Genomic DNA, 24,260 nt, shown 5'->3' on the forward strand with positions numbered 1-24,260 from the left:
ACACTTATAATACACTGTAAACGTTCTGCTTGTGTTTTTTACTGAAGCAACATTTATATCTTTTAGAAATGCTCCTTTCATTTTTAATGAAATTCTACATTTTTCTGATGATACGTTACTATATAGACAACATCCTTTTTAATTAATTATGATATTTTAGCATTTAGAGATATATATTAAGCTTTCTTTAATAAAAGACATTAAAAATCGGTTAAATTTATTGAAACAAAAATTGTAACTTTGAAGCTTAAAATTAGTCGATTAAAATTTAAAAAAGATACAAAATGGCAAGAGGATTTTTTAATGTTCCAAAAGCAGTTAACGAACCAGTAAAAGGGTATGCTCCAGGTTCTCCTGAAAGAGAAGAATTATTAGCTACTTATAAAGAAATGTTCAACCGCAATATTGATGTGCCAATGCATATTAATGGTGAAGAAGTTAGAACAGGAAATACTAAAAATATTACACCTCCTCATGATCATAAGCATGTTGTTGGGCAATATCATACAGCAGATAAATCGCATGTAGACAGTGCAATTTCTACAGCTTTGGCTGCAAGAGAAGCTTGGTCTAGCGTAAGTTGGATGGAACGTGCTTCTATTTTCTTAAAGGCTGCGGAATTATTAGCAGGACCTTATAGAGCAAGAATGAATGCTGCAACAATGATTGCACAATCTAAAAATGTATACCAAGCAGAAATTGATGCTGCTTGTGAAATGATCGATTTCTTTAAATTTAACGTAGAGTACATGACGGATATCTTTAAAGACCAGCCAACCTCTTCAGCAGGAGTATGGAACAGAGTTGAATACAGACCTTTAGAAGGATTTGTATACGCAATTTCTCCTTTCAACTTTACCTCTATCGCAGCAAATTTACCTGCAGCAGCAGCTTTAATGGGTAATGTTGTTGTTTGGAAACCCTCTGACCACCAAGCGTATTCTGCACAAGTAATTGTAGATTTATTTAAAGAAGCTGGTTTGCCAGATGGTGTTATAAATGTAGTTTACGGAGATCCGGTAATGATTTCTGATACTGTTTTAGCATCTCCAGATTTCTCTGGATTACACTTTACAGGTTCTACACATGTTTTTAAAGAATTATGGAAACAAATAGGAAACAACATTCATACGTATAAAACGTATCCAAGAATTGTTGGAGAAACTGGTGGAAAAGATTTTATCTGGGTGCACAATTCATCAAATCCTTTACAAGTTGCTACGGCAATGACAAGAGGAGCATTTGAATACCAAGGACAGAAATGTTCTGCTGCTTCTCGTTCTTACATTCCGGCTTCACTTTGGCCAGAAGTTAAGAAGCATTTAATTGCACAAGCAAGTGAGTTAAAAATGGGGTCTCCAGAAGATACTTCTAACTTTGTAAATGCAGTGATTCACGAAGGTTCTTTTGATAAAATTGCTAACTATATCGATGCTGCTAAAAAAGATGCTGATGCAGAAATTATTATTGGTGGAAATCATGATAAATCTGTTGGGTACTTTATAGAGCCTACTGTTATTGTAAGTACTTCTCCTAAATATGCAACGATGACTACTGAGTTATTCGGACCAGTAATGACGGTTTATGTATACGAAGATGCTGCTTGGGAAGCATGTTTAAAATTAGTTGATGAAACTACAGAATATGGCTTAACAGGAGCTATCTTTTCTAAAGACAGATATATTGTTGAAAAAGCTTCTAAAGCGTTAGAAAATGCTGCAGGAAACTTTTATATTAACGACAAACCTTCGGGAGCAGTTGTTGGACAGCAACCATTTGGAGGAGCAAGAGCTTCTGGAACAAATGACAAAGCGGGTTCTGCACAAAACTTATTACGTTGGACTTCTGTTAGATTGATCAAAGAAACTTTTGTGACACCTACAGATTACAAATATCCTTTCTTAGGATAAACAAAAAATAACCAATTTAAAAAGCCTCATCTATATATAGATGAGGCTTTTTTATTTTAGTAAAACTAGCCGCTAATCTACTGTAAACGTAAACGTTTGTCCTATTGATTTTGCACCAGAATTATCGATTACATTTACCTTCCAAGAATATGTTTTCCCCGACACTACAGAAACGGCATACGTTTTTACCGTAAGTGCATTCTCTACCAAAGTTAAATCGCTATTCTCACCAAAAAACAATTCATAGGTTAACATGTCTGCTCCGTTGATATCTGAAGCTTCCCAGACTAAATTTAAACTCCCAGCAGAAACCATTGCAGTATCTTCTGGTGTTTTTAAATCGGCCATAAAAGGTGCGTAATTTGTAACTCCGTCTCCTTTTGTAAAAAAAGCAAAAACCGCAGATTTACTCGCTTGATTATTGGCTACATCTACTGCATTTACCTGCCAGTAATAAGCTGTAGATTTCTCTAAAGTTACCAATAACTGACTCGAATTAATGGTCTTATTTTCTACAACTTCTGTTAATTGTCTGTCTTTTGCAATGATAATATTATATTCTAAAACATCGTTTTCTGGATCTATTGCATCGCTCCAATTAAAAAGGATTGTATTATCTATACATAAAAGGTCTTTTGTAGGGAATGTTAATTCAACCACACTAGGTATTTTATTTGCCGGCTCTTTTTCAGAACAGCTTACCGCTAAAAAACACATACTATATAAGCTGAAAATAATTATCGCTTTTCTCATTTTTTTAATATTTTAATAGGTTTAGCAGTTATTGGTAATTTTAAAATGTAAATTCCCTTTGCAAAATTTTGAAACGGAATAGACATCGTATTACCGTCTACATTTACCATTTTTTTAAACACCAGTTTTCCATTAATATCAAAAATTACTGTTTCCATTTTACTGTTTTCTGTTCCTAAAGGAAGTAATAATTCGATAGAGTTTACAACAGGGTTTTTTAATAACAAGACGGCATCTATTGTGGTTTTATATACACCTTCACAATCTTTAGCTGTTTTTACTTCTAGCTTCCCTCCTTCTTTCAATTCAATTTCAAAATTATTTTCATTGGAAGTTTGCAGCAACTTATTATTTAAGAACACGCTAAACGGTGCTGTACCTTCATCAATCTGAAAAGAATATTTTTTAGACGTTTTATCTACACTCGCTTTCAAAGAAATGGGTTGAGATGCTACAATTTCAACTTCAAAACAATTCGTTTGATTAGATTCTTTAACCTCTATACAAATCTGGTAATCTCCTGGAGATAGGTCTGACAATAAATAGGAAAAACCTACTAATGATTCATCAATATTTGTTGATGGTCCTGTTATTTTTAATTGATAAGTATATTGTTGTTTCTTAACAGCAATATTAATTCTACCATCATCTTGGTCTACACAGGTTTCTGAGCTGGTTTTTATGGTATAATTATCTGGGGCAACAATCACTAAACCTGGTTCGATATCAAGTTCAAAACACTGAGTGCTATCTATTTCTAAAGCTTTAATACAAATAGTATATTTTCCTGATGCTAAAGCTTTAAGCGAATAAATATTTCTTCCTAAGAAAGAATCGTCAATATTTATTGAAGGACCAACAACTGTTACTTGATAAGAAAATTCATCTTGTTTAATACCTATATTTATTTCTCCATCTTGAGTATTGAGAGTAGTTTCATTAACTACATTGATTGTATAATTATCTGCTTTCAAAGTAGGTTCAACTATTGTTATTGAGTAATCTTCTGTTTCTCCCCACTCTGTTAAATGATCTGCATCACAAGCGCCATCTCCAGAACCATCTGTAGGATCTTCATACTCTATTAAAACTCGCATTCTCGTTTTTCCAAATTTTGCATCTGAAGGCACCTTTATATTAAAGGTTGCTATATCTATATCTTCTAATTTTGACCCCAAATCATATCTTTCTGTGTTTTTATCGAAAACATAATCTTGATTCCAATCTATAAAAACATAGCAATGATCTTGAAATCCGCCAGTATTAAGAGTTACACTAATCTCTCGTGTTTGACCTCTTAAAACACTTGTGTTTATAGTTGTAAAATCCTGATAACCATCAACAGTGTCATTGCCAGAGGTGTTATTTATAGAGTTAAAAGTAACATTTGTAATATGTTCAGACCCACCAGCTTCGTCTGTAAAAGTAGAAGTACAGTATTGTGAGATCTCTGTGGTAAAATTAAAAGAGTTAGAAAAAGAACCTTCGTTGCAATTATTTTTAGCTTTTACTCTCCAATAATACAACGTATTTATATCTAAATTAGTTACTTCATAAGCATTTGTCGTTGGCAAACCAGTAGCAACAATATTTGTAAAAGCGCTATCATTTGCTATTTCAACAATATATGAACTTGCATTTGTATCTTCCTGCCAGGTCAAAACCTCTGTTAAAGAAACATCTGTAGCGCCATTTGAAGGAGCTGTTAAAGTTACAGTTCCTAAATTTGAAGCTGTTATTCCTAATTTCACATCAATATTCTGATTTACACTGGCACTGTTTCCTTGAATGTTTATGTTATAATCTTTTGCCGTTGTTCCGTCTAAATTAGAAATTGTTAGTACAACATTACCATCACTGTTCATCGTTGTTGGACTAAAATTAACTAAAGACCCAACCGGTTGCCCTGTTGCAACAAAAGAAACAGCTTCTGTAAAACCATTGATAAAGTCTAAGTTTAAAGTATAACGAACACTTTGATTTTCCGAATTACAAGCAGACAAATCTCCACTTGTATTTGTTATTATAAAAGAAGGAATTGTAGATTGAATTTCGAAATTTACCCTATTTACATTGTAGAAAATATTATCTGCAGCTACTACCATTATTCTAGCTTGCGCAGTTACATTATTTGGTACTGTTATCGTTTCCGTTCCGTCATTTAACGTATTTGAAATTAATGTTATTGGAAAAGTCAATCCTCCATCTTCAGACAACTTAATCGTTACATTTTGGCAATTTATAGGTGCTATATCTGTAGTTCCTTTATTCCATGTAATGGTTTGCGAACTTCCGGCATCCCAAGTAGTCGTTGTAGTCTGTGATGTAACTGTAAACGCAACTGCATCTTCTACGGTTACAATCATATTATCTCTAGAAGTAGCGCCGCCACTTGTATTATTATCTCTTACTAAAAATGAAAAACTCAAATCTCTAGCAACACTTGGCAATACTTCCCATGTAGAAGAGGTGTTCCCGGAGACTACTGTTGCGAGTTCTGGCATATATCTATTCGAAGAAATGTTTGAAGGCAAAGACCTAAACATTGGGCCTCCCGTACTTGTTGCTACAGGTGGCATTGTTGCAACTTCATTATCTGTTTGCTCCCAATTATAAGTTAGAGAGGAAAGCCCATCTGCATCTGTAGCAGTTCCTTTTAAAATAAAAGGTGTCGATTTTGGGATGCTATAATTGAAACCTGCATCTGCAACAGGAGTGCTATTTCCATTACTTGTTAACGCTGCGCAACTTGCAGATGAAGCAATTATTGCTTGCATTTGAGAAATACTTACGGCATGAAAATAAGCATCACTTTTACCCTGAACATTCGGACTACAAATACCTGCATACCCCATAATTGTTGAAGCACTTCCTGGTTCTACCGAAGTATTATTAGATCTGTTACAATCACTATTTTGAGTATGTGTAGCACCAAATTGATGCCCCATTTCATGTGCAACAAAATCAATATCATAAGGATCTCCAATAGGAGCGCTTCTACCGGTAACTCCTCTTGCTTTTTGGCCCGTAACGCAAACAACTCCTAAACCTGCTAATCCATCTCCATCAAGACTAAAAACGTGGCCAATATCATAATTTGCAGTACCGATTTGTGCGTCTGCAATTGTTTGCACTTCATCAATCATTGCTCCTGGGTCACCGTCTGTAATATTATCGGTTTCTTTATCTAGAAAAATTACGTTGTCATTATCGGCTACTAGCACCATTTTTACTGCTAAATCTTTTTCAAAAAGACCGTTAACTCTTGTCATCGAAGTATTCATTGCAGATAAAACCGCTGTTTTCTTTTCGGTATCACTAGCTGTCGTAGAAATCCCTTGATTTGTTAAATGAAACTGAGCATATTCTCCACTACAAACTAAAGCAAGTCTAAAAGTTCTAAGATTACCATCGTTTACAGTTCTTCTTGCATTGAGATTTGTAAGAGCTGGTTCTTTTGCTGATGCTTCTACTTTACATTTAAAAATAGCATCCTCTTCTTTTAAGTCTGAAGTTTTATATACAATATATTCTCTATTATCTTTAGAATAAGGGTCTATATAGACCGTTTTTCCGTTTGTTGAAAAAATTACTGCATGAAAACCATCTGATCCCATGCTAATTTTAGCATAAGAGGTAGGAGTATCGATACCAACCGCAGTGTATGATTTTATTGATGGAAATTTGTCTGACAGCCCTTTTTCAAAATTTGAAGCCTCTTTTATTTCAAAAGTTTCTAAAACACCCTCAGAATTTGGCAACAGTATGGTTTTGCCTGAAGATTTAGACCTAATATTTACAGTATTTTTAACTTCTTTAAGATCTAACTGATACAACAAATGCTTGGTCGGAAAATTCTTAAAACTTCTAACTTCTTTTTTTTGAGAAGAATAAGTTTCTTTATTGAGTTTTTTCCATAATTCTTGACTATTACTTTTTAAAGAAAAAAGTAGTAAAACAGCCAATACAGAAAGTTGTAATTGCTTTATTTTCATAATAAAAAACGATATAAGGATTCCAAATATAACGAAATATTTATCTTTGTAGTCGATAAGATGAACAGAAACATACTACTTAAAGACTTAAAAGTTAAAGACTACAAGGAAACTTGGGACTATCAAACAGAACTGCTACAGGAAATTGTAGACGTAAAAATTGATAACCGAAGAAATAACCTTGAACAAGAAACTGAAAATCATTTTTTATTTGTAGAACACCCTCATGTGTATACCTTAGGTAAAAGTGGTGATTTAAGTAATTTACTGCTTAATGAAAAACAGCTTGAAGAAAAAGGCGCTACTTTTTATAAAATAAATCGTGGTGGAGACATTACTTATCATGGCCCTGGCCAAATTGTTGGCTATCCTATTTTAGATTTAGAAAATTTCTTTACAGACATTCATAAATACCTTCGTTTATTAGAAGAAGCTATTATTTTAACCATTGCAGAATATGGCTTAAAAGGAGAAAGAAGTGCTGGTGAAACTGGTGTTTGGCTAGATGTTGGAACGCCCTTTGTTCGTAAAATTTGTGCTTTAGGTATTCGTTCTTCTCGTTGGGTGACCATGCATGGTTTTGCTTTAAATGTAAATACCAATTTAGGTTATTTCGATAATATTATTCCTTGCGGAATTCGTGGAAAAGCAGTTGCTTCTATGGAAGCTGAATTGGGCAAAAAACTAGATATAGAAGAAGTAAAAACAAAAGTTTTAGCGCACTTTAAAACGTTGTTTGAGGTAGACGAATTTCTTATCAAATAATTATTTAACACTCTTTTATAAAATAGAAAAACCACCAATATTTTTTAAATATTGGTGGTTTTTTTCCATTTAAAGATCTTACTTATAACCTATTTCTCTTCGTTAAAATAGACTTTGTAATATTTCATTTTTTTCTCTTCATCATAGCCTCTTTCTAAATATTCTGAAGCCGCTTCTGGTGCATCTACATCTAACTTAATACTGATATTTGTGTCTAATTTAATTTCTGTTTTTAGCTTGTTTTTTTCTTTCTTTAAAACAACACCAGAAACATCAAAATTATTTCTGATCAAAACATCATTTAAGTTTTCGAAATGTTTTTTGTAATCATCAAACTGTTCTTTATGTTTTTCGTCTTCAAAAACCTCATCTTTAAAAGTAGCATAATCTACAGCTTCATTTTCCTTAAAATAATCTACGGTATTTGCAAGAAAATTACCTTGTTGCTGCATTCCTAATTCTGGTTTAATCACCTCCTCAGAAAACTCTTTACACATTTCTAAATAACTTTGTGTATGCGAATTATAATCGTCTGCAAGTTTTACTTCTAAGAAATTCTTTACCCAATACTGTGCATCATAATTATTATTATCTACAGACAACACAACAGTACCTTCTTCGTCTGATGTGTTTAAAACCAAACAACCTTTGTCTATTCTTTTTGTTGAAATTCCTTTTTGAACCACCACATCAAAACTTTCATTGTCGTCTAAATAGGTTTGAAAAAAATCGACTTTATTTTCAATTTTAAAAATACCAATGGCTTCTGTTAATACATCTTTATATTCGATGCCCTCTATATAAACAACAATAGCATCTCCTGTTTTTATTTGTGCAGAATTAGATTGCTCAAATAAATGATTTACGATACTTTTAGAGTATTCTACAAAGGAAGCTTCTTCTTTAAAAACTTCTGAAGCAAAATTATTTAGTGCATTTAAACGCACATCTTCATGCTTTGTAAAACGGTAACTTTGCGTTAAACTGCCAAATGGTTTTAGTAGAAAGTTCTTCATTAAATCGTAACTCTCTTGGTCGAAACGAATTAAGTCATCTGAAAAAACATTCTGACCACTATTAAATTTATTGGCTACTTTATGAAGGATGCATTTGGTAATTTCTGCGCGTGTTTTCTTAATCATCTTATTGTATTGAGAGCGTAAAAATAGTTGAAGTTTTTAAATAATTGAGAAATAAATTAATGAGTTTCTGAAATTATTTTTCTGAAAGTTTGCAAATTGGTCTAGCCCTGATTGAGCGGTTTGTTTGAGCTCTTTTTTATTCCTTTTTCAGGATAAAAAAAGCGAGTAGCGAAAGCGGGAAATAGCTTCAAAAAAAATTATATTTTCAACTTTATTTGTTCTGGCAACAACCTAAATGTTTTTCTATGGTACGCTGTTGCACCAAATTCTCTAATGGCATTTCTGTGCTCTTTGGTAGGATATCCTTTATTTCTTGACCAATTATACATCGGAAACTCTTTGTGAATCTTCTTCATATAATCATCTCTATACGTTTTTGCCAACACCGATGCTGCGGCAATACTTAGGTATTTTGCATCACCTTTTACAATGGTTTCATGCGGAATTTCTTTGTAATTTCTAAACTTATTACCATCTACAATAATAAATTCTGGTACAATTTTTAAAGCAGCTATAGATCGATGCATTCCTGTAATAGATGCTTGCAAAACATTAATTTCGTCTACTTCTTGTTGCCAAACAAAAGAGACCCCAAAAGCCAAGGCATTTTCTTCTATAAACGGTCTTACTTCTTCTCTCTTTTTTTCTGAAAGCTGCTTCGAATCATTTAAAAAAGGATGTGAAAAACCTTCTGGTAAAATGACTGCTGCTGCTACAACGGGCCCAGACAAGCAACCTCTACCCGCTTCATCTGTGCCTGCTTCTAATGAAAAACCACTATAATTAAGTTCTAACATACTGCAAAGAAAAGTTTTTCTTTTAGATGAAGTGTAAGAAATTAGAATTTTAAAAGGTAAAATAATTTTCTACACACTTAAACTAACACTTGGTCTTTAGAAAGTAATTTCATTATTGTTGAGGCAATAAAACGTTTGAATACTGCACTGAGGTTGTCGAAGTATTTTTTTTTATAACGGCTAATATTTGTGAATTGATAGCAAAATTTATATTTCACAATTTTTAAATGTAAATATGCACAAGAATGACACTTTAAATAAATTTGAAGAACCTTTTTTTAATTAACATTTTTCAAGATAATTATTAACGACTCCTTTCGTTTAATTATTTTACATTTGTTCACGAAGAAATTCTATATGAAAAGTAATACAATACTCACTTTATTAATGCTCCTTTTTATAGGAACTGCCGTGTATTCTCAACAATTTAGAGACAGAGGCGCCACCGATAGGTATGTTAATATTGACAATGATTCTACAACCAATACAGGCAAAATTAACGTAACTTTATCTGGTAAAACAAAATATACAGATTATAAAGTTTTTTCCCACAAAAGAGACACAACCTATATAGACACTACACTTTCGCTTCAAAAGGAATACAAATTTAATTATTTAAGAAAAGATTTATTTGAATCTTTAGAGTTTCATAATCAGGGACAAACATTTAATAATTTAGGATATAATTTTAATAATATTTACCGCTTTCCAGACATTGGTTTTTCTGCAAAACAAGTAAGTTATTTAGATATTGAAGACATAAAATATTACGAAGTACCAACACCAACAACCGAAATATTGTACAGAACGGGTTTGCAACAGGGACAAGTTTTGGATGCTTTGTTTTCTTTAAATTTTTCTAAAAGACTAAATGTTTCTTTATCTTATAAAGGGTTGCGCTCTTTGGGTGCTTACCGACAAGCGTTGGTTAGTAATGGTAATTTTAGAGGTACTTTTCAGTACAGAACTAAAGAGAATCAATATCAAATTAGAGGCCATTTAACGACGCAAGATTTTTTTCATCAAGAAAACGGAGGTTTAACCCCAGAATCTTTAGTTAATTTTATTGAAGATGACCCTAATTTTGCAACAAGAGCGCGTTTAGATGTAAACTTAAAAAATTCTGAAAGTCAGTTTGATGGCACAAGAATTTACTTAGAACAAAGTTACAAATTGCTTTCTAACAAAGATTCTACAAACAATAAAGACTTTAGCAATCTTAAAATTGGCCATATTTTAACCAATGAAAACAAATCTTATGAATTTATTCAAAAAGCTTTAACAACCGATTTTTTTGGGTCTGCAAGCTCTTCAAACCCACGAGATAAAGAGGCAATTAGTAAGATTACAAACAATGAATTGAATTTAGAGTTTAACTCTAAATATGTTTTAGGAAAATTTAAAGCGAAAACGAATGTAACAAGTTATTCGTATGGTTACGATACAATTTTAAACAGCAATAGTAACATCAATAAATTAAAAATTGAAGGAAATGCCATTTCTTTTGGTGCAGATTGGAATGCTAAAATTAAAAACTTTCAATTAAATGCAGACGCGAGCGTTACCCCAGGAAATGGAAGACTTTCTGGAAACTATTTAAAAGGGGAAGCGGTGTTTGAGAAAGACAGCGTTTTTAGTGTAAAAGGTACTTTATTGCTTAGTTCTAAATCGCCAAATTTTAACACTATACTTCATCAAAGTGAATACGATGCTTACAATTGGCAAAATGATTTCAGCAATGTAAACACAAGAGATTTAGGGTTCGATTTTGCTTCTAAATGGTTAAATGCTTCTTTAAATTTTACCAATTTAGACAATTACACCTATTTTGATAAGGATAGCAAACCACAACAATTTACAAACCAGATTACATACTTGAAGGTAAAAGCTAACAGAGAATTTAAATTCGGAAAATTTGGGTTAGACAATACATTTATGTATCAAAATGTAAGTAGCGGAAGCTCTGTTTTTAGAGTGCCGGAATTTGTAACAAGAAACACGTTTTACTATACCGATTATTGGTTTAAAGGAAAACCAATGCTGGTAAATATTGGTGTTACTTTTAAGTACTTTACTGCATACAAAGCAAATGCTTACAATCCGCTTTTAGCAGAGTTTAGAATTCAGAATGACGAACAAATAGGGTTTCCTACGTTTGATCTTTTCTTTAATGCACAAGTGCGAAGAACTCGTTTGTATTTTAAGGTTGACAATGCTACATCTAGTTTTTCTGATAAAAATTATTTTTCTGCCCCTAATTATCCTTACCGAGATTTGACAATCCGTTTTGGTTTGGTTTGGAATTGGTTTATATAGCCGCAATATAATCGTTGAATAGAAAATTAATATTTTACCTGTAAATGAAAAATCAACTTAAAAAGAATTGGAAAATTTTTCTATTGGCTAGTTTAACTTTAGGCTTAGCGCCTTTTAGTCCGCCACATATTTGGGGTAAAATTCAATGGTTTTTGGGAGGAAATGCTTTTTCTGTTGAAAACGGAATGCATCTTAAAGATTGGTTTGACGTTTTATTGCACGGAACGCCTTGGGTTTTATTATTAATCTCTGGCTTTTTAAATATTCCTAAAAAGAAATAATTTTATACATTTAATTAGAAAAAACTATTTTAAGTTTTTGGGTCTTCTTTAAATATTTTTAAAATATTTAAAATTAGAATACAAAAAACAACCCAAATAAAACCTGCAATAAAACCACCTGCTATATCAGAAGGATAGTGTACACCAAGGTAAATACGGCTAACACCAATACTCAAAATAAAGACTAGAAGAAGCAGAATTACACCAAATTTTAAAAGCCTGCCGATTTTAAATTGATAAAAAAGGTATATTAAAAAACCGTAAAACGCCATGGATGCCATAGCATGTCCACTAGGATAACTCAACGTTTCTACGGTAACTAGATGTTCTAAGTCTGGTCTAGATCTATTAATAATTTGTTTGAGAATAAGATTAGAACTAAATGCTAAGACTATCACTAATAATAATTGTACGACATATTTTAAGCTTTTAAAAATAAAATAGAATACCGAAGCGCATACTGCAAATACAATTAAATAGCCATAGACGTCACCAATATTTGTTACCAATACAAAATACTGTGTCAACAAAGGTGATCTATGCGACACAATGTAGTGGGCAATAGTGATATCAAGTTGAAATAATATATCTGTCTTTAAGTTATCTGTTAGTTCAACAAATAACTTTATTCCGGCAATAACAACAATGAGTGCTAATGCAGAAATAATGATGTAAGGTAATTGTTTGTCGTATTTACTAGAGAGACGAGAAATTAGCATTCTACCTCTATTTATTATAATTTTAACTTCTTTTTTCATAGTTTAAATGATACGAATTAACCTTTATTCAATTATGACTTCAAAAATATAAAGTTTTTTTATTAAAATCTAGTTAATCTCTTTAGAGCTTATTTAAACCAAATGGTACTTTAATTTTTTAAAATTTACTTGCAAAAAATATTGAATTGTAAAAGACGAACCCCATTTATAGAAGATAAACAGCCACTATTTACAGCGGGATACAACTAAGTGTGAAGTTGCATCAGATTTTAAGGAAGCATCTAAAAAAGCAGTAATTTCTTCGAGTTTTTTCACATCAGAAATTGCAACGTAATAATCATTTATTAGGTTTATTCAATAATGATAAAAACACTCGAAAACACCTTAATTTGATACAGATAGAACTATTGTCTTATAGAAGTTCACATGAAAAGAAATAGTTCTATAGAGTAAAGCAAAAATTATTTTTTGACTAATTGCTTTATTTTAATATTTAAAGCTGCAAATAACAAGGTTGTAAACGGACTTAAATAATTAAAAATGGCATACACAAAATAATCTGCCACAGAAACTCCTAAAACACTAGATTGGTATGCTCCACAAGTATTCCAAGGAATTAAAACAGAGGTTACCGTACCAGAGTCTTCTAAAGTTCTACTTAAGTTTTCTGGTGCTAAGCCTTTGTCTTCATAAGCCTTTTTAAACATTTTACCAGGAATAACAATTGCCAAATATTGGTCTGATGCAATTGCATTCAATCCTAAACAACTAATAACAGTACTTGCAAACAGGCCAAAAACAGAACTTGCTACAGAAAGCAAGCTTTTTGTAATTTTTGCCAATGCACCAATTGCATCCATAATTCCGCCAAAAATCATGGCACAAATGATTAATAAGATCGTCCAAATCATTCCGTTCATTCCTCCAGAAGAAAATAATTCTGATAATTTTTCGTCATCCGTTTCAATAGATACGTCTACTAAAATAGCGTCTATAATTGATTGAAATTTAGAATCTGATAAACTTCCTAACACTTCGCCCTGAAAAATAAAAGCAAAAATTGCTGCTAAAACCACACCAGTTCCTAAGGCAACCAACGGTTTTGTTTTTAATAAAATCATTCCAATTACAATTCCTGGGACTAAAAATAACCAAGGTGAAATGTTAAATGTGTTGTCTATTGTTGCTAACAAATTACTAATGTCTGCACTACCAGAAGTATCTATTGTTCCGCTTAAAACAGCGAATACAATTAAAGTAACTATAATAGTTGGCACGGTAGTTATGGCCATGTATTTTATGTGTGTAAACAAATCTGTACCTGCCATTGCTGGCGCCAAATTTGTGGTGTCTGATAGTGGCGACATTTTATCCCCAAAATAAGCTCCAGAGATTACGGCTCCTGCGATCATTCCTGTAGGAATACCCAATGCGCTTCCAATACCAACCAAAGCAATACCAACGGTTGCAGAAGTGGTCCAAGAGCTTCCTGTTGCAATAGAAATAATGGCAGCAATAATAACGGATGCTGGCAAAAAGATAGCCGGACTTAATACTTGCAATCCGTAATAAACCATTGCAGGAATAATACCACTTACCAACCAAGTTCCTGCCAACGCACCTACTAAAAATAGAATCATTATCGGTACAAAAACGCTTTTCCAGTTTTCCCAAACTTCGGCAATCATTGTTGAAACAGCTACTTTATTAAAAAAACCAACTACTGCTGCAGCCAAACCTCCCATTATTAAAATATACTGATTTGTATACGCGCCAAACCATTCTTGGTCGTCTACGAAAAAAATATTATAGGCCAACAAACACATTAAAATTACTACAGGAACTAAAGATTCTAGTAGGTTTAATTCTTTGTTATCTATAATTTTTTGATCCCCAACATTTATTTCTGAAAGATTTTTTTTGTCTTGCATTCTATACATTCGTTTTGATCTTGTAATGTTACGATTTTAGAAGAAGTTATGCAAATTGATTTGACCGCTCTACTTTTACCTTACAGATTCTTTAATTCAATTTGTTTTAGTGGTTTTTACACCTCCTATTTTAGATTGAATTAAATTTTACAGAACATAATTATTCATGCCTTTTTCTGATTGCATAGGTCATTTAACTATTATTTCTGTTGTAGCTTTTTATATAGATTCCCTTTTTAAACTTCTATGATTGTTGTTTTATTCTTTTAAAATCGATGTTGTTTTGAAGTGCGTTTTTCTGCGCCATGATTTTGATATGTAAAAAAACCTCACAAGTTTTTAAAACCTGTGAGGTCTTAGAACTTCTTTTAGCCATTCTAAAGAACTCCCTTTTTTAAAATTGCACTATGCGTTAAGGATTGAGTGGCCTGTTTGAGCTCTTTTTATTTTTGTTTTAAAATAAAAAAGCGAGTAACGAAAGCCTGACCCTTGTGGTAACGCTAAAATAAAACAGCCATTAATATCTTTTATTTCCGAGACATTTAAATGCTATTTAAACATATCTAAAACTATTGGTTTTAAACCGCTAAAAAAGAATTCTACGGCGATAACCATTACAATTAAACCCATTAAACGCATCATTACATTTATACCCGTTTGCCCCAGAATTTTTATAATTTTTGAAGAACTGTAAAGTATTAAATAGGTGCATAAAATAACTGCAAAAGCGGCAAAAATTAAGATTGCTTTCTTTTCTATTGAATCTGCATCTTCCATCATAACAATGGCATTTGTTAACGCACCAGGACCACAAATCATTGGTATTGCTAAAGGTGTTACAGAAATATCGTCTACATAGGTTTTAATTTCTGACTCTTTTAATTTTACTTTTCCGAGTCTTGCCTGTAACATATCCATGCCCATTAAAAAGAAAATGACGCCACCCACAACTCTAAAACTATTTACAGAAATGCCAAAGAAATTAAATAAAACCTGACCAGAAAAAGCAAAAATTATAATGGTTATAAAACTTACAATGGAAGCTTTTTGAGCCGTTTTTGTTCGATGACTTTTATCTAAATCTGCCGTCATTGTCATAAAAACAGGCATGGTACCAAAAGGATTTATCAACGTGAAAAAAGACGTAAATGATAAAATTCCGAATGCGATTACTTCGTTCATTATTACTGCTATTATAAAACTCCGGTTTCTTTCATACACGCTTTCATCATCTCGTAGGTTCTTGCAATATCATTATCTAAACCAATAGAAAAACGGATTAATCCGTCTGAAAGTCCCATTTCCTTCTGTTCCTCTTCTGGTATTTCTGATGAAGTTGAACTTCCTGGAGCAGAAAATAAGGTCTTATAAAAGCCTAAACTTACGGCTAAATAGCCTAAATTTTTATGCTGCATTAACTCCATTAATTCGTTTGCTTTTTCAATAGAACCCACATCTACAGTTAACATTCCGCCAAAACCATATTCCGCGTTCATCATAGCTTTAAAAAGCTTGTGAGATGGATGCGATGCTAAACCAGGATACACTGTTTTTAAGCCATCTGACTCAAATTTCTCTGCTAAAAAGGCTGCATTTAAACTGTGTTGTTTCATTCGAATATGCAACGTTCTCATGTTTTTTAAAATCGATGAAGCTCTTAAAGAATCCATTGTAGCGCCCAATAACATACTTGCGCCACTGTTTACATTTCTTAAATCGTTTATAAATTCTTGTGTTCCACAAACAACGCCTCCAACAGTATCTGAAGAACCATTTATAAATTTTGTTAAACTATGTATTACCACATCTGCACCTAATTTTGCTGGTGAAATTGATAGTGGAGAGAATGTATTGTCTACCACTAATTTTAAATTGTATTTTTTCGCTAAAGCGGATAAACCAACAATATCTGCCACTTCTAGTAGTGGATTACTCACAGTTTCGCAATACAAAACTTTGGTCTTTGCTGTAATGGATGCTTCTACAAGATCTAATTTTGTAATATCTACAAACGTAGTTTCGATTCCTAATCTTGGTGTAAAGTTTTTTAAGAACGCATACGTACCGCCGTAAATAGTTCTGCTAGAAACAATGTGTTCTCCGGCACCAACTAATTGCAATAAAACAGGTGTAATTGCCCCCATTCCTGATGCTGAAACATTTGCGGTTTCTGTACCTTCCATTGCTGCTAAAGCTTCGCCTAAATATAAATTTGATGGTGTAGAATGACGAGAATATAAATAACAACCGTCTGCGTTTCCTTCAAAAGTATCGAACATGGTTTTTGCCGATATAAAGGTATAGGTTGATGCATCTGATATTGACGGATTTACACCTCCGAATTCCCCAAAATATTGTAAATCTTGAATTTTATCTGCTGGATTGAATTTCATAACTGTAGTTTTTAACACAATACAAAAAGACAACTAAATAGAAATTAAATCAACACAACACATAAAGTATAGATTATTTTTCTAAATTTGATTCAATTATTAATTTAAAAAACTATAAAACGTTCTTTAAGTTTCATTTTTTAGAAAATTTACATGTTAGATAACACAGACAAGAAACTTATTAATTTATTGCAACAAGACAGCAAACAAACAACAAAGCAACTGTCTCTTCAGTTAAATTTGTCTGTAACGGCTGTTTATGAGCGTATCAAAAAATTAGAGAATCAGAAAGTGATTGAAAAGTATGTGGCAATCATTAATAAAAATAAAATTGAAAAGTCATTTTTAGTTTTCTGTCATATAAAATTGATTCAACATTCTAAAGAATATGTAACTACCTTTGAACGTGAGGTTTTAAAATTAGAAGAAGTTTCTGAATGTTTTCATGTAAGTGGAGATTATGATTACATCTTAAAAATTTACGTAAAAGACATGGAAGCTTACCGAAATTTTATGGTGACAAAATTAACTGCTATAAAGTATATTGGCAGCACACATAGTACTTTTGCTATTGAACAAGTAAAAAATACAACCGCCATAAATTTATAAACTATGCAAGCTACTCGTTATAAACTTATTGAACTTTTTATCATTTTCATCTTAATACCTATAAGTTTTGCCTTCGATTATGCACCCATTTTAAAAATGATAATTGGCATTTCTGGTTTCATCTATATTACGTATGTGCTATTTAAAATTGAAAAAATTAAACTTCTAATTAAAAAAGATATCAATTGGAGAGTATTTTGGCAATCAACAATTATTAAATTACTAATTATTGCAGCTATAACCACCATTTTTGTTTGGTATACAGACAAAGAAAACCTCTTTACGGTAATGGTTAACAAGCCAAAACTGTGGATTTTTATCTTACTTTTTTACTCGCTTTTTTCTGTGTATCCGCAAGAACTGCTGTATAGAACTTTCTTTTTTAAGCGGTATAAAGAGTTATTTAAAAGTGAAAGCTTGTTTATTTTTATAAATGCCCTTTTATTTTCTTTAGCGCATTTATTTTTTAAAAACACATTGGTTTTACTGCTTACATTTATTGGTGGAATTTTATTCGCCTTCACCTTCAAAAAAACAAAATCTACACTTTTAGTTTCTATTGAACACAGCATCTATGGCTGTTGGTTATTTACCGTAGGCATGGGAAGCATGTTAGGTTTCCCTTCTTAAACAAATAAAAAAGAAAAACCCAAAACGTTCGTTTTGGGTTTTAAATTTATATTATGTAAAATAAATTAAGCCTTTGTATTCACTGTAAAAGACATTTCAATTAAATCATCTATAAATTTATCTTTTAAGTTGTCAAAGAATTTTTTAGAACCATATTTTACATTAAAATCTGCTCTATCGATACTAAATTTTTCACTTTTAAGAGTAGTAACAGCTCCTGCTGTTGTTAACATTGCAGGTATTGTAATACTTTTTGTAACATCTTTTATTGTTAAGTTTCCTGTTACTGCTAATTTACCTTCAGTTTCTTCTACACTTGTAATTACAAATTTAGAAGTTGTATATGCTGCAACATTAAAAAAGTCTGGTGAAGATAAATGCCCAACTAATTTACCGTTCTCTTCTTCGTCTGCAGGAATATCTAATACTTTTATAGTTGACATGTCTATTGCAAAAGAACCTCCTGTTAATTTCCCTTCCTTTAAGTTTAAAGAACCTTCTTTTAACATAATTGTTCCATTATGTGTTCCTGTTGGTTTTTCACCTTGCCAAGTAATTACAGAACTTGCAACAGCTACATTATTTAAATCTGCTACAGCTTCTACTTTTGCTGCTTCTTTAGCCTCAACTTTTTCTTTCTTTTCGCTTTTACATGCAGTTAAAACCGATGCAACTAATGCTAGTGATAAAAATACTTTTTTCATATTTGTTTAATTTAATTAGTTTAGAATTATTTCTCAGAGCAAAGATACAATCCTTTTATTTCCCTTGGAAAGTATTTTTTACTTTTTTATAATAAAGTTAATAACATGAGCTGCTGCTTGCAAACCAAACGCTGCGGGCATGAAGCTTATTGTACCATAATAAGATTTCTTAAAATTTGTTCCGTCTGTTTTTCGTAAGCTTTCTGGTATCTGAACTTCTTCTGAATACACCGCTTTTACACCTTTGTTTACTTTGCGTTCTTTTAAACGCTTTCGCAAAACTCTTGCCATGTTGCAATTTTTAGTTTGTGAAATATCTTTTACCTCAATTTTAGTGGCATCTAACTTACCTCCTGCGCCCATAGAAGAAATAATTTTGACTTTCTTTCTTCTTGCCGCAACTATTAAACTCACTTTTGGTGTAATTGTATCTATGCAATCTAACACATAATCAAATTCTTTAGAAACAATTTCATATGCCCTTTCTGGCGATAAAAACTCTTCTAAAACAGTAAGCTCAATATCTTTGTTTATATCTTTTAAACGCGCTGCCAAAACCTTTGCTTTCGATTTTCCGATGGTAGAATCTAACGCAGGTAATTGTCTGTTTTTATTTGTCACATCAAATACATCTCCATCTACAAGTGTCATTTTATTTACGCCTGCTCTTGCTATAAATTCTGCTGCATAAGAACCAACGCCCCCCAAACCAACTATTAAAATATTGGCTTTTTTTAATTTTTCTATTCCTTCTTTTTGTACTAATAATTCAGTTCTTTCTAACCAACTCATTTTATAAATATCTTTTTTAAATTTTATTTGACGATAAATGCAATCGAAATCTAATGAACTGTTTAAAATTAAAAGAAACCTCTCGACTGTACTCGAGGAAACAAACTCACAAAATTTCGTTTTATTTTTTGCTGAAGATCTTTAACCGTTATCTTTTTTATTGCTGCTATTTTCTGATATACTTCTTTAACATCAACCTTATCATTATCTGTTTCTAATAATAACGATGAAATAGCGACTTTAGAAACCACTTCTTGTAATTTTTTATGATGGATGATTGCCGCTCCAATTGATAATACAATTCCGTTTTTAAGCAAACTTTCAGCAACTTGTAAGTTCTTATTAAAACCGTGTAAAATCCAAATTTGATGTGGTTTTAATTCTTTTTTGAACTCTATAATTTCTTGAAATGCTTTAACACAATGAATAATTAATGGTTTTTTGTATTTTTCGGAAAGTTGAATCTGTTTTCTAAAAACTATTTTTTGAAGTTCGAAATCTGTTGCTGTGGCCTTATCTAAACCACATTCTCCTAAGGCGAAACAATTTTCATTTTGTAGTTTTTCTTCAATAATTAAAAGTTCTTTTGCAATATTTTCTCTTTCAATAAACCAAGGATGGATTCCTATTGAGAATGGTTTTGTAAAATCTGTGGAATTTGGATACTTATTTTCAACCGAAAAAACATTTTCCGATAATGATTCTTTGTGGGTATGAACATCAAAAAAAAACATAGAAGCTACTCTTTATTCTTTGAGTCTATAATAATGGTAACAGGTCCGTCATTTAAAAGTTCCACTTTCATATCTGCTCCAAATTCGCCCGTTTGTACTTTCTTGCCGATTGCTGTTTCCAACGTTTGCACAAAATTTTCATACAACGGAATTGCAATTGCTGGTTTTGCTGCTTTTATGTAACTTGGCCTGTTTCCTTTTTTGGTAGCTGCTTGTAACGTAAACTGACTCACAACAATTACTTCACCATTTACATCTAAAAGTGAATTGTTCATCACATCATTTTCATCATTAAAAATGCGAAGATTGGCTATTTTTCGAACTAAGAAATCAATATCTTCTTGAGCATCATCATCAATAATTCCTAACAAAATTAAGATTCCGTTTTTAATGTCTGCAACCCTATTATTGTTGATGGTTACACTTGCTTTAGAAACTCTTTGAATTACAATTTTCATAATTTATTCATTGTCTTCTTCATCCCAAACATCAGTTCTAAAGTGTTCTTTTTCTTCATCTCCGCTTAAAATTTGAAGATAACTTTTATAACGAGACCAAGAAATTCTGTCTTCTTCTAAAGCTTCTTTTACAGCACAATGTGGTTCTTTCGTATGAATACAATTATTGAATTTGCAATCTTGTTTCAAAGCAAAAAACTCTGGAAAATAATCTCCTAATTCGTACTTATCGATATCTACAACACCAAAACCTTTAATACCTGGTGTATCTATAATTCTAGCATCAAAACCTAAATCGAACATTTCTGCAAATGTTGTGGTATGTTTTCCTTGGTTGTGTTGGTCTGAAATTTCTTTCGTTTTTAAATCTAACGTTGGTTCTATTGCATTGACTAAAGTAGATTTACCAACACCAGAATGACCAACAAACATAGACGTTTTACCAGTCATTAATTTTTTAATTTCGTCTAGGTTAATGCTTTTTGTTGCAGAAACCTCAATACATCTGTAACCAATTGCTTCGTAGATGTCTTTTAAATACAGAATTTCTGCACGTTCTTCTAATTCATAAGAATCTATCTTATTAAAAACCAAAATGGTTTCTATTCGATAGGCTCTTGCAGAAACTAAAAAACGATCTATAAACGTGGCAAATGTTGGCGGATTATTAATAGTAATTAGTAAAAATACCTGATCTATATTTGAAGCAATAATATGTGTTTGCTTAGAAAGGTTTACCGATTTACGTACAATAAAATTATCTCTGTCTAAAATGGTCTTGATAACGCCCGTTTCTTCATCGTTCTTTTTCTCTAAATCGAACACCACTTTATCACCAACCGCAATTGGGTTGGTACTTTTGATATCTTTTAATCTAAATTTTCCTTTGATTCTACATTTGTAAAATTCTCCGTTATCAGATTTTACATGATACCAACTTCCTGTAGATTTATATACGGTTCCTTTCATTGGTACAAAGATGCAGAATTTTAAATAAAAATGATAATGTGAGTTCGAGTGATTTTCAATTTTATGAGAAAATTGTATCAAGAACATTAAATATAACCAAAACTTCTCGGTATAAAATTTCTGAAAAAGAAATTTCACTCGAAGTGACAGAATTTATATAAGAAGACCTCACGGGTTTTAAAACCTATGAGGTCTAAAATATGTGTTGGTAACTGTAACGAACTTCCTTTTTAGGTTGGCACTTTGCGTTAAGGATTGAGTAATTGTTTGCGCTCTTTTTTGTTTTTCTACAAAAAAAGCGAGTGCGAAAGCCTGACCACGCTTTTTTGCGTGGTAACGCCTAAGAAAAATACCTTCAAATTTTAAAAACTTGAAGGTATTTTGAATAAAAATTTATGAATAAGAACTTATGCGTTTACAATCTTTTCTTGATGATTGATAGATTCTTGGTGAATTGCTTTAAACATTTTTAAAACAAATTCTTCACTTAAACCTTTACTTTCACCTTCTAAAATCATGTTTCCTAAGATCTCATTCCAACGTTTCGATTGTAAAACCGCAACGTTTTTCTCTTTCTTAAGTGCACCGATTTGATCTGAAACTTTCATTCTTTTTCCTAACAACTCTATTAATTGGTCATCTGCAACATTTATTTGAGCTCTTAAATTATCTAAAGAATCTCTGTAACCAGAATCGGTTTCAGTTTCTTTTCTAATTTTCAAGTCTTCCATAATCTGCTTTAATTTTGTTGGTGTAACTTGCTGTGCAGCATCAGACCATGCGTTATCAGGGTCGAAATGAGTTTCAATCATTAAACCATCAAAATTTAAATCTAAAGCAGTTTGAGATACATCTAAAATCATTTCTCTATTACCTGTAATGTGCGAAGGATCACAAATTAATGGTAGGTCTGGAAATCTATTTTGAAACTCAATAGCTAATTGCCATTCTGGAATATTTCTGTATTTTGTTTTTTCGTAGGTAGAAAATCCTCTATGAATTGCTCCAAGATTTTTAATTCCTGCTGTATATAATCTTTCAATACCCCCTAGCCATAAAGCTAAATCTGGATTTACTGGATTCTTAACCAATACAATTTTGTCTGTTCCTGCCAAAGCATCTGCAATTTCTTGCATGATAAAAGGAGAAACTGTAGAACGTGCACCAATCCACAATAAATCTACATCATTTTCGATTGCCAATTTAACGTGTGCTGCATTTGCAACTTCTGTACAGGTTTTCATGCCTGTTTCTTCTTTTACTTTCTTTAGCCATCTTAAACCAATTTCGCCAACACCTTCAAACATGCCTGGTCTTGTTCTTGGTTTCCAAATTCCTGCCCTAAAATAGTTTACATCAGAATCTTTTAGTTCGTGTGCAATTTTTAAAACCTGTTCTTCGGTTTCTGCACTACAAGGCCCTGCTATTACTAGTGGATGATCTAAATTCATATCGTCCAACCATGTTCTTAATTCTTTTGTATTCTTCATTTTTCTACTTGTTTTGGCTATTATTTTATACCGTTTAATATTTGTTTTATATAATTTGTGTTCTCCATTTCGTTAAAAATTTCAGAGAAATTATCTTGCTGCATCAACTCTTTAAAATGTTGTAAATTATTAATGTATTCTTCCAACGTTTCTATAACGTTTTCTTTGTTCTGTTTAAAAATTGGTGTCCACATTGCTGGCGAACTTTTTGCCAAACGAACGGTAGATTCAAATCCAGAACCTGCCATATCAAAAATATCGCGTTCATTTCTTTCTTTATTGATAACAGTTTTACCCAACATAAATGCACTAATGTGCGATAAATGCGAAACATACGCAATGTGTTTATCATGCGAAACAGTATCCATGTACCGAATACGCATTCCAATGTCTGTAAAAAGCTTTAAAGCTTTTTCTTGAAGCTTAAAAGTTGTCTTTTCTACTTCACAGATAATATTCGTTTTTCCTACGTATAACCCAGAAATAGCCGCTGTTGGTCCAGATCTTTCTGTTCCGGCTATTGGATGACATGCTAAAAAATTTCTTCTTTTGGGATGATGTTCAACAGCTTTACAAATTGCTTCTTTTGTAGATCCGGTATCTACTACCAAACCATTATCTGAGATTTTGTCTAAAATAATTGGTAATAATTTTACCGTTGCATCCACAGGAATTGAAACAACTACCAAGTCTGCATTTTTAATATCGTCTAACGTTGCTTTTTCTTGAATTACACCTAATTCTTTTGCCTCGTTTAAATGATTTTCATTGGCATCAATTCCGTAAATAATAGCTTCTGGATGGTGTTTTTTAATGTCGATAGCAAAACTGCCACCAATTAAACCAACACCAATCATGTATATATTTTTCAT

At 32.0% G+C, this 24,260-nt stretch carries 21 protein-coding genes; 6 read left to right on the forward strand and 15 right to left on the reverse strand.

The features are described from left to right. Positions 1-284: 284 nt before the first annotated feature. Complete coding sequence (gene pruA / locus ES045_RS10170; protein ID WP_147116096.1) at positions 285-1,910, forward strand: L-glutamate gamma-semialdehyde dehydrogenase; 1,626 nt, start codon at positions 285-287, stop codon at positions 1,908-1,910. 72 nt (positions 1,911-1,982) lie between these two features. On the opposite strand, the gene ES045_RS10175 is transcribed toward pruA, so the two are convergent. Beyond that, positions 1,983-2,663 (reverse strand): hypothetical protein, encoded by a 681-nt coding sequence (locus ES045_RS10175; protein WP_147116099.1) that lies wholly within the window; start codon positions 2,661-2,663, stop codon positions 1,983-1,985. Then, positions 2,660-6,658 carry a reprolysin-like metallopeptidase gene (locus ES045_RS10180; protein WP_223267229.1) on the reverse strand — a complete coding sequence of 1,333 codons (3,999 nt, stop codon included), beginning with the start codon at positions 6,656-6,658 and terminating at the stop codon, positions 2,660-2,662. The genes ES045_RS10175 and ES045_RS10180 overlap by 4 nt, the downstream gene beginning before the upstream one ends. A gap of 60 nt (positions 6,659-6,718) precedes the next feature. Between ES045_RS10180 and lipB the strand changes: the two genes are divergently transcribed. Continuing rightward, entirely contained in the window at positions 6,719-7,423 is a 705-nt protein-coding gene (gene lipB / locus ES045_RS10185; RefSeq protein WP_147116102.1) for a lipoyl(octanoyl) transferase LipB, read from the forward strand. An 89-nt stretch (positions 7,424-7,512) separates the two neighbouring features. Here lipB and ES045_RS10190 read toward each other — a convergent pair whose 3' ends face one another. Both ES045_RS10190 and ES045_RS10195 read right to left on the reverse strand, forming a co-directional pair. Beyond that, a complete protein-coding gene (locus tag ES045_RS10190; protein WP_147116104.1) occupies positions 7,513-8,565 on the reverse strand; it encodes a nucleoid-associated protein in 1,053 nt (350 codons plus the stop codon). A gap of 197 nt (positions 8,566-8,762) precedes the next feature. Beyond that, positions 8,763-9,362 carry a ribonuclease HII gene (locus ES045_RS10195; protein WP_147116107.1) on the reverse strand — a complete coding sequence of 200 codons (600 nt, stop codon included), beginning with the start codon at positions 9,360-9,362 and terminating at the stop codon, positions 8,763-8,765. Between the two features lie 357 nt (positions 9,363-9,719). On the opposite strand from ES045_RS10195, the gene ES045_RS10200 reads away from it, so the two are divergent. Further along, a complete protein-coding gene (locus ES045_RS10200) occupies positions 9,720-11,678 on the forward strand; it encodes a putative porin (RefSeq protein WP_147116110.1) in 1,959 nt (652 codons plus the stop codon). Between the two features lie 44 nt (positions 11,679-11,722). After that, positions 11,723-11,959: a hypothetical protein gene (locus ES045_RS10205; RefSeq protein ID WP_147116113.1), complete on the forward strand. Its 237-nt coding sequence runs from the start codon at positions 11,723-11,725 to the stop codon at positions 11,957-11,959. A gap of 29 nt (positions 11,960-11,988) precedes the next feature. On the opposite strand, the gene ES045_RS10210 is transcribed toward ES045_RS10205, so the two are convergent. The 4 genes from ES045_RS10210 to ES045_RS10225 form a co-directional block, all read right to left on the reverse strand. Further along, positions 11,989-12,717: a phosphatase PAP2 family protein gene (locus ES045_RS10210; RefSeq protein WP_147116116.1), complete on the reverse strand. Its 729-nt coding sequence runs from the start codon at positions 12,715-12,717 to the stop codon at positions 11,989-11,991. 422 nt (positions 12,718-13,139) lie between these two features. After that, positions 13,140-14,609, reverse strand: coding sequence for a Na+/H+ antiporter NhaC (gene nhaC / locus ES045_RS10215; RefSeq protein WP_147116118.1), 1,470 nt, complete (start codon positions 14,607-14,609; stop codon positions 13,140-13,142). 549 nt (positions 14,610-15,158) lie between these two features. Continuing rightward, positions 15,159-15,791, reverse strand: coding sequence for a MarC family protein (locus ES045_RS10220; RefSeq protein WP_147116121.1), 633 nt, complete (start codon positions 15,789-15,791; stop codon positions 15,159-15,161). 11 nt (positions 15,792-15,802) lie between these two features. Next, the gene (locus ES045_RS10225) at positions 15,803-17,002 is read right to left on the reverse strand and encodes an aminotransferase class V-fold PLP-dependent enzyme (RefSeq protein WP_147116123.1); all 1,200 of its coding nucleotides are present in this window, start codon (positions 17,000-17,002) and stop codon (positions 15,803-15,805) included. Positions 17,003-17,155: 153 nt separating this feature from the next. Here ES045_RS10225 and ES045_RS10230 point away from each other — a divergent pair, with 153 nt between their 5' ends. Then, on the forward strand, positions 17,156-17,611 hold the full coding sequence (locus ES045_RS10230) for an Lrp/AsnC family transcriptional regulator (RefSeq protein WP_147116125.1): 456 nt from the start codon (positions 17,156-17,158) through the stop codon (positions 17,609-17,611). A gap of 96 nt (positions 17,612-17,707) precedes the next feature. Continuing rightward, positions 17,708-18,241 (forward strand): CPBP family intramembrane glutamic endopeptidase, encoded by a 534-nt coding sequence (locus tag ES045_RS10235; RefSeq protein ID WP_223267230.1) that lies wholly within the window; start codon positions 17,708-17,710, stop codon positions 18,239-18,241. A 65-nt stretch (positions 18,242-18,306) separates the two neighbouring features. Here ES045_RS10235 and ES045_RS10240 read toward each other — a convergent pair whose 3' ends face one another. The 7 genes from ES045_RS10240 to ES045_RS10270 all read right to left on the reverse strand — a co-directional run bounded on the left by ES045_RS10240 (position 18,307) and on the right by ES045_RS10270 (position 24,260). After that, on the reverse strand, positions 18,307-18,945 hold the full coding sequence (locus tag ES045_RS10240; protein WP_147116130.1) for a YceI family protein: 639 nt from the start codon (positions 18,943-18,945) through the stop codon (positions 18,307-18,309). 78 nt (positions 18,946-19,023) lie between these two features. Continuing rightward, the gene (locus ES045_RS10245) at positions 19,024-19,737 is read right to left on the reverse strand and encodes a ThiF family adenylyltransferase (protein ID WP_147116132.1); all 714 of its coding nucleotides are present in this window, start codon (positions 19,735-19,737) and stop codon (positions 19,024-19,026) included. A gap of 68 nt (positions 19,738-19,805) precedes the next feature. Further along, a complete protein-coding gene (locus ES045_RS10250) occupies positions 19,806-20,471 on the reverse strand; it encodes a TatD family hydrolase (protein WP_147116134.1) in 666 nt (221 codons plus the stop codon). Between the two features lie 5 nt (positions 20,472-20,476). After that, positions 20,477-20,929, reverse strand: a complete 453-nt coding sequence (gene dtd / locus ES045_RS10255) for a D-aminoacyl-tRNA deacylase (protein WP_147116136.1) — start codon at positions 20,927-20,929, stop codon at positions 20,477-20,479. A 3-nt stretch (positions 20,930-20,932) separates the two neighbouring features. Then, entirely contained in the window at positions 20,933-21,898 is a 966-nt protein-coding gene (rsgA, locus tag ES045_RS10260) for a ribosome small subunit-dependent GTPase A (RefSeq protein ID WP_147116138.1), read from the reverse strand. Between the two features lie 407 nt (positions 21,899-22,305). Then, positions 22,306-23,388, reverse strand: a complete 1,083-nt coding sequence (locus tag ES045_RS10265; RefSeq protein ID WP_147116140.1) for a bifunctional 3-deoxy-7-phosphoheptulonate synthase/chorismate mutase type II — start codon at positions 23,386-23,388, stop codon at positions 22,306-22,308. Between the two features lie 20 nt (positions 23,389-23,408). Continuing rightward, complete coding sequence (locus ES045_RS10270; RefSeq protein ID WP_147116142.1) at positions 23,409-24,260, reverse strand: prephenate dehydrogenase; 852 nt, start codon at positions 24,258-24,260, stop codon at positions 23,409-23,411.

Source organism: Polaribacter sp. IC073, assembly GCF_007997075.1.
Lineage (GTDB): Bacteria > Bacteroidota > Bacteroidia > Flavobacteriales > Flavobacteriaceae > Polaribacter.

Coding starts and splice junctions, on each gene's coding strand:
- pruA (WP_147116096.1), top strand. CDS start 285: ATGGCAAGAGGATTTTTTAATGTTCCAAAAGCAGTTAACGAACCAGTA.
- ES045_RS10175 (WP_147116099.1), bottom strand. CDS start 2,663: ATGAGAAAAGCGATAATTATTTTCAGCTTATATAGTATGTGTTTTTTA.
- ES045_RS10180 (WP_223267229.1), bottom strand. CDS start 6,658: ATGAAAATAAAGCAATTACAACTTTCTGTATTGGCTGTTTTACTACTT.
- lipB (WP_147116102.1), top strand. CDS start 6,719: ATGAACAGAAACATACTACTTAAAGACTTAAAAGTTAAAGACTACAAG.
- ES045_RS10190 (WP_147116104.1), bottom strand. CDS start 8,565: ATGATTAAGAAAACACGCGCAGAAATTACCAAATGCATCCTTCATAAA.
- ES045_RS10195 (WP_147116107.1), bottom strand. CDS start 9,362: ATGTTAGAACTTAATTATAGTGGTTTTTCATTAGAAGCAGGCACAGAT.
- ES045_RS10200 (WP_147116110.1), top strand. CDS start 9,720: ATGAAAAGTAATACAATACTCACTTTATTAATGCTCCTTTTTATAGGA.
- ES045_RS10205 (WP_147116113.1), top strand. CDS start 11,723: ATGAAAAATCAACTTAAAAAGAATTGGAAAATTTTTCTATTGGCTAGT.
- ES045_RS10210 (WP_147116116.1), bottom strand. CDS start 12,717: ATGAAAAAAGAAGTTAAAATTATAATAAATAGAGGTAGAATGCTAATT.
- nhaC (WP_147116118.1), bottom strand. CDS start 14,609: ATGCAAGACAAAAAAAATCTTTCAGAAATAAATGTTGGGGATCAAAAA.
- ES045_RS10220 (WP_147116121.1), bottom strand. CDS start 15,791: ATGAACGAAGTAATCGCATTCGGAATTTTATCATTTACGTCTTTTTTC.
- ES045_RS10225 (WP_147116123.1), bottom strand. CDS start 17,002: ATGAAATTCAATCCAGCAGATAAAATTCAAGATTTACAATATTTTGGG.
- ES045_RS10230 (WP_147116125.1), top strand. CDS start 17,156: ATGTTAGATAACACAGACAAGAAACTTATTAATTTATTGCAACAAGAC.
- ES045_RS10235 (WP_223267230.1), top strand. CDS start 17,708: ATGATAATTGGCATTTCTGGTTTCATCTATATTACGTATGTGCTATTT.
- ES045_RS10240 (WP_147116130.1), bottom strand. CDS start 18,945: ATGAAAAAAGTATTTTTATCACTAGCATTAGTTGCATCGGTTTTAACT.
- ES045_RS10245 (WP_147116132.1), bottom strand. CDS start 19,737: ATGAGTTGGTTAGAAAGAACTGAATTATTAGTACAAAAAGAAGGAATA.
- ES045_RS10250 (WP_147116134.1), bottom strand. CDS start 20,471: ATGTTTTTTTTTGATGTTCATACCCACAAAGAATCATTATCGGAAAAT.
- dtd (WP_147116136.1), bottom strand. CDS start 20,929: ATGAAAATTGTAATTCAAAGAGTTTCTAAAGCAAGTGTAACCATCAAC.
- rsgA (WP_147116138.1), bottom strand. CDS start 21,898: ATGAAAGGAACCGTATATAAATCTACAGGAAGTTGGTATCATGTAAAA.
- ES045_RS10265 (WP_147116140.1), bottom strand. CDS start 23,388: ATGAAGAATACAAAAGAATTAAGAACATGGTTGGACGATATGAATTTA.
- ES045_RS10270 (WP_147116142.1), bottom strand. CDS start 24,260: ATGAAAAATATATACATGATTGGTGTTGGTTTAATTGGTGGCAGTTTT.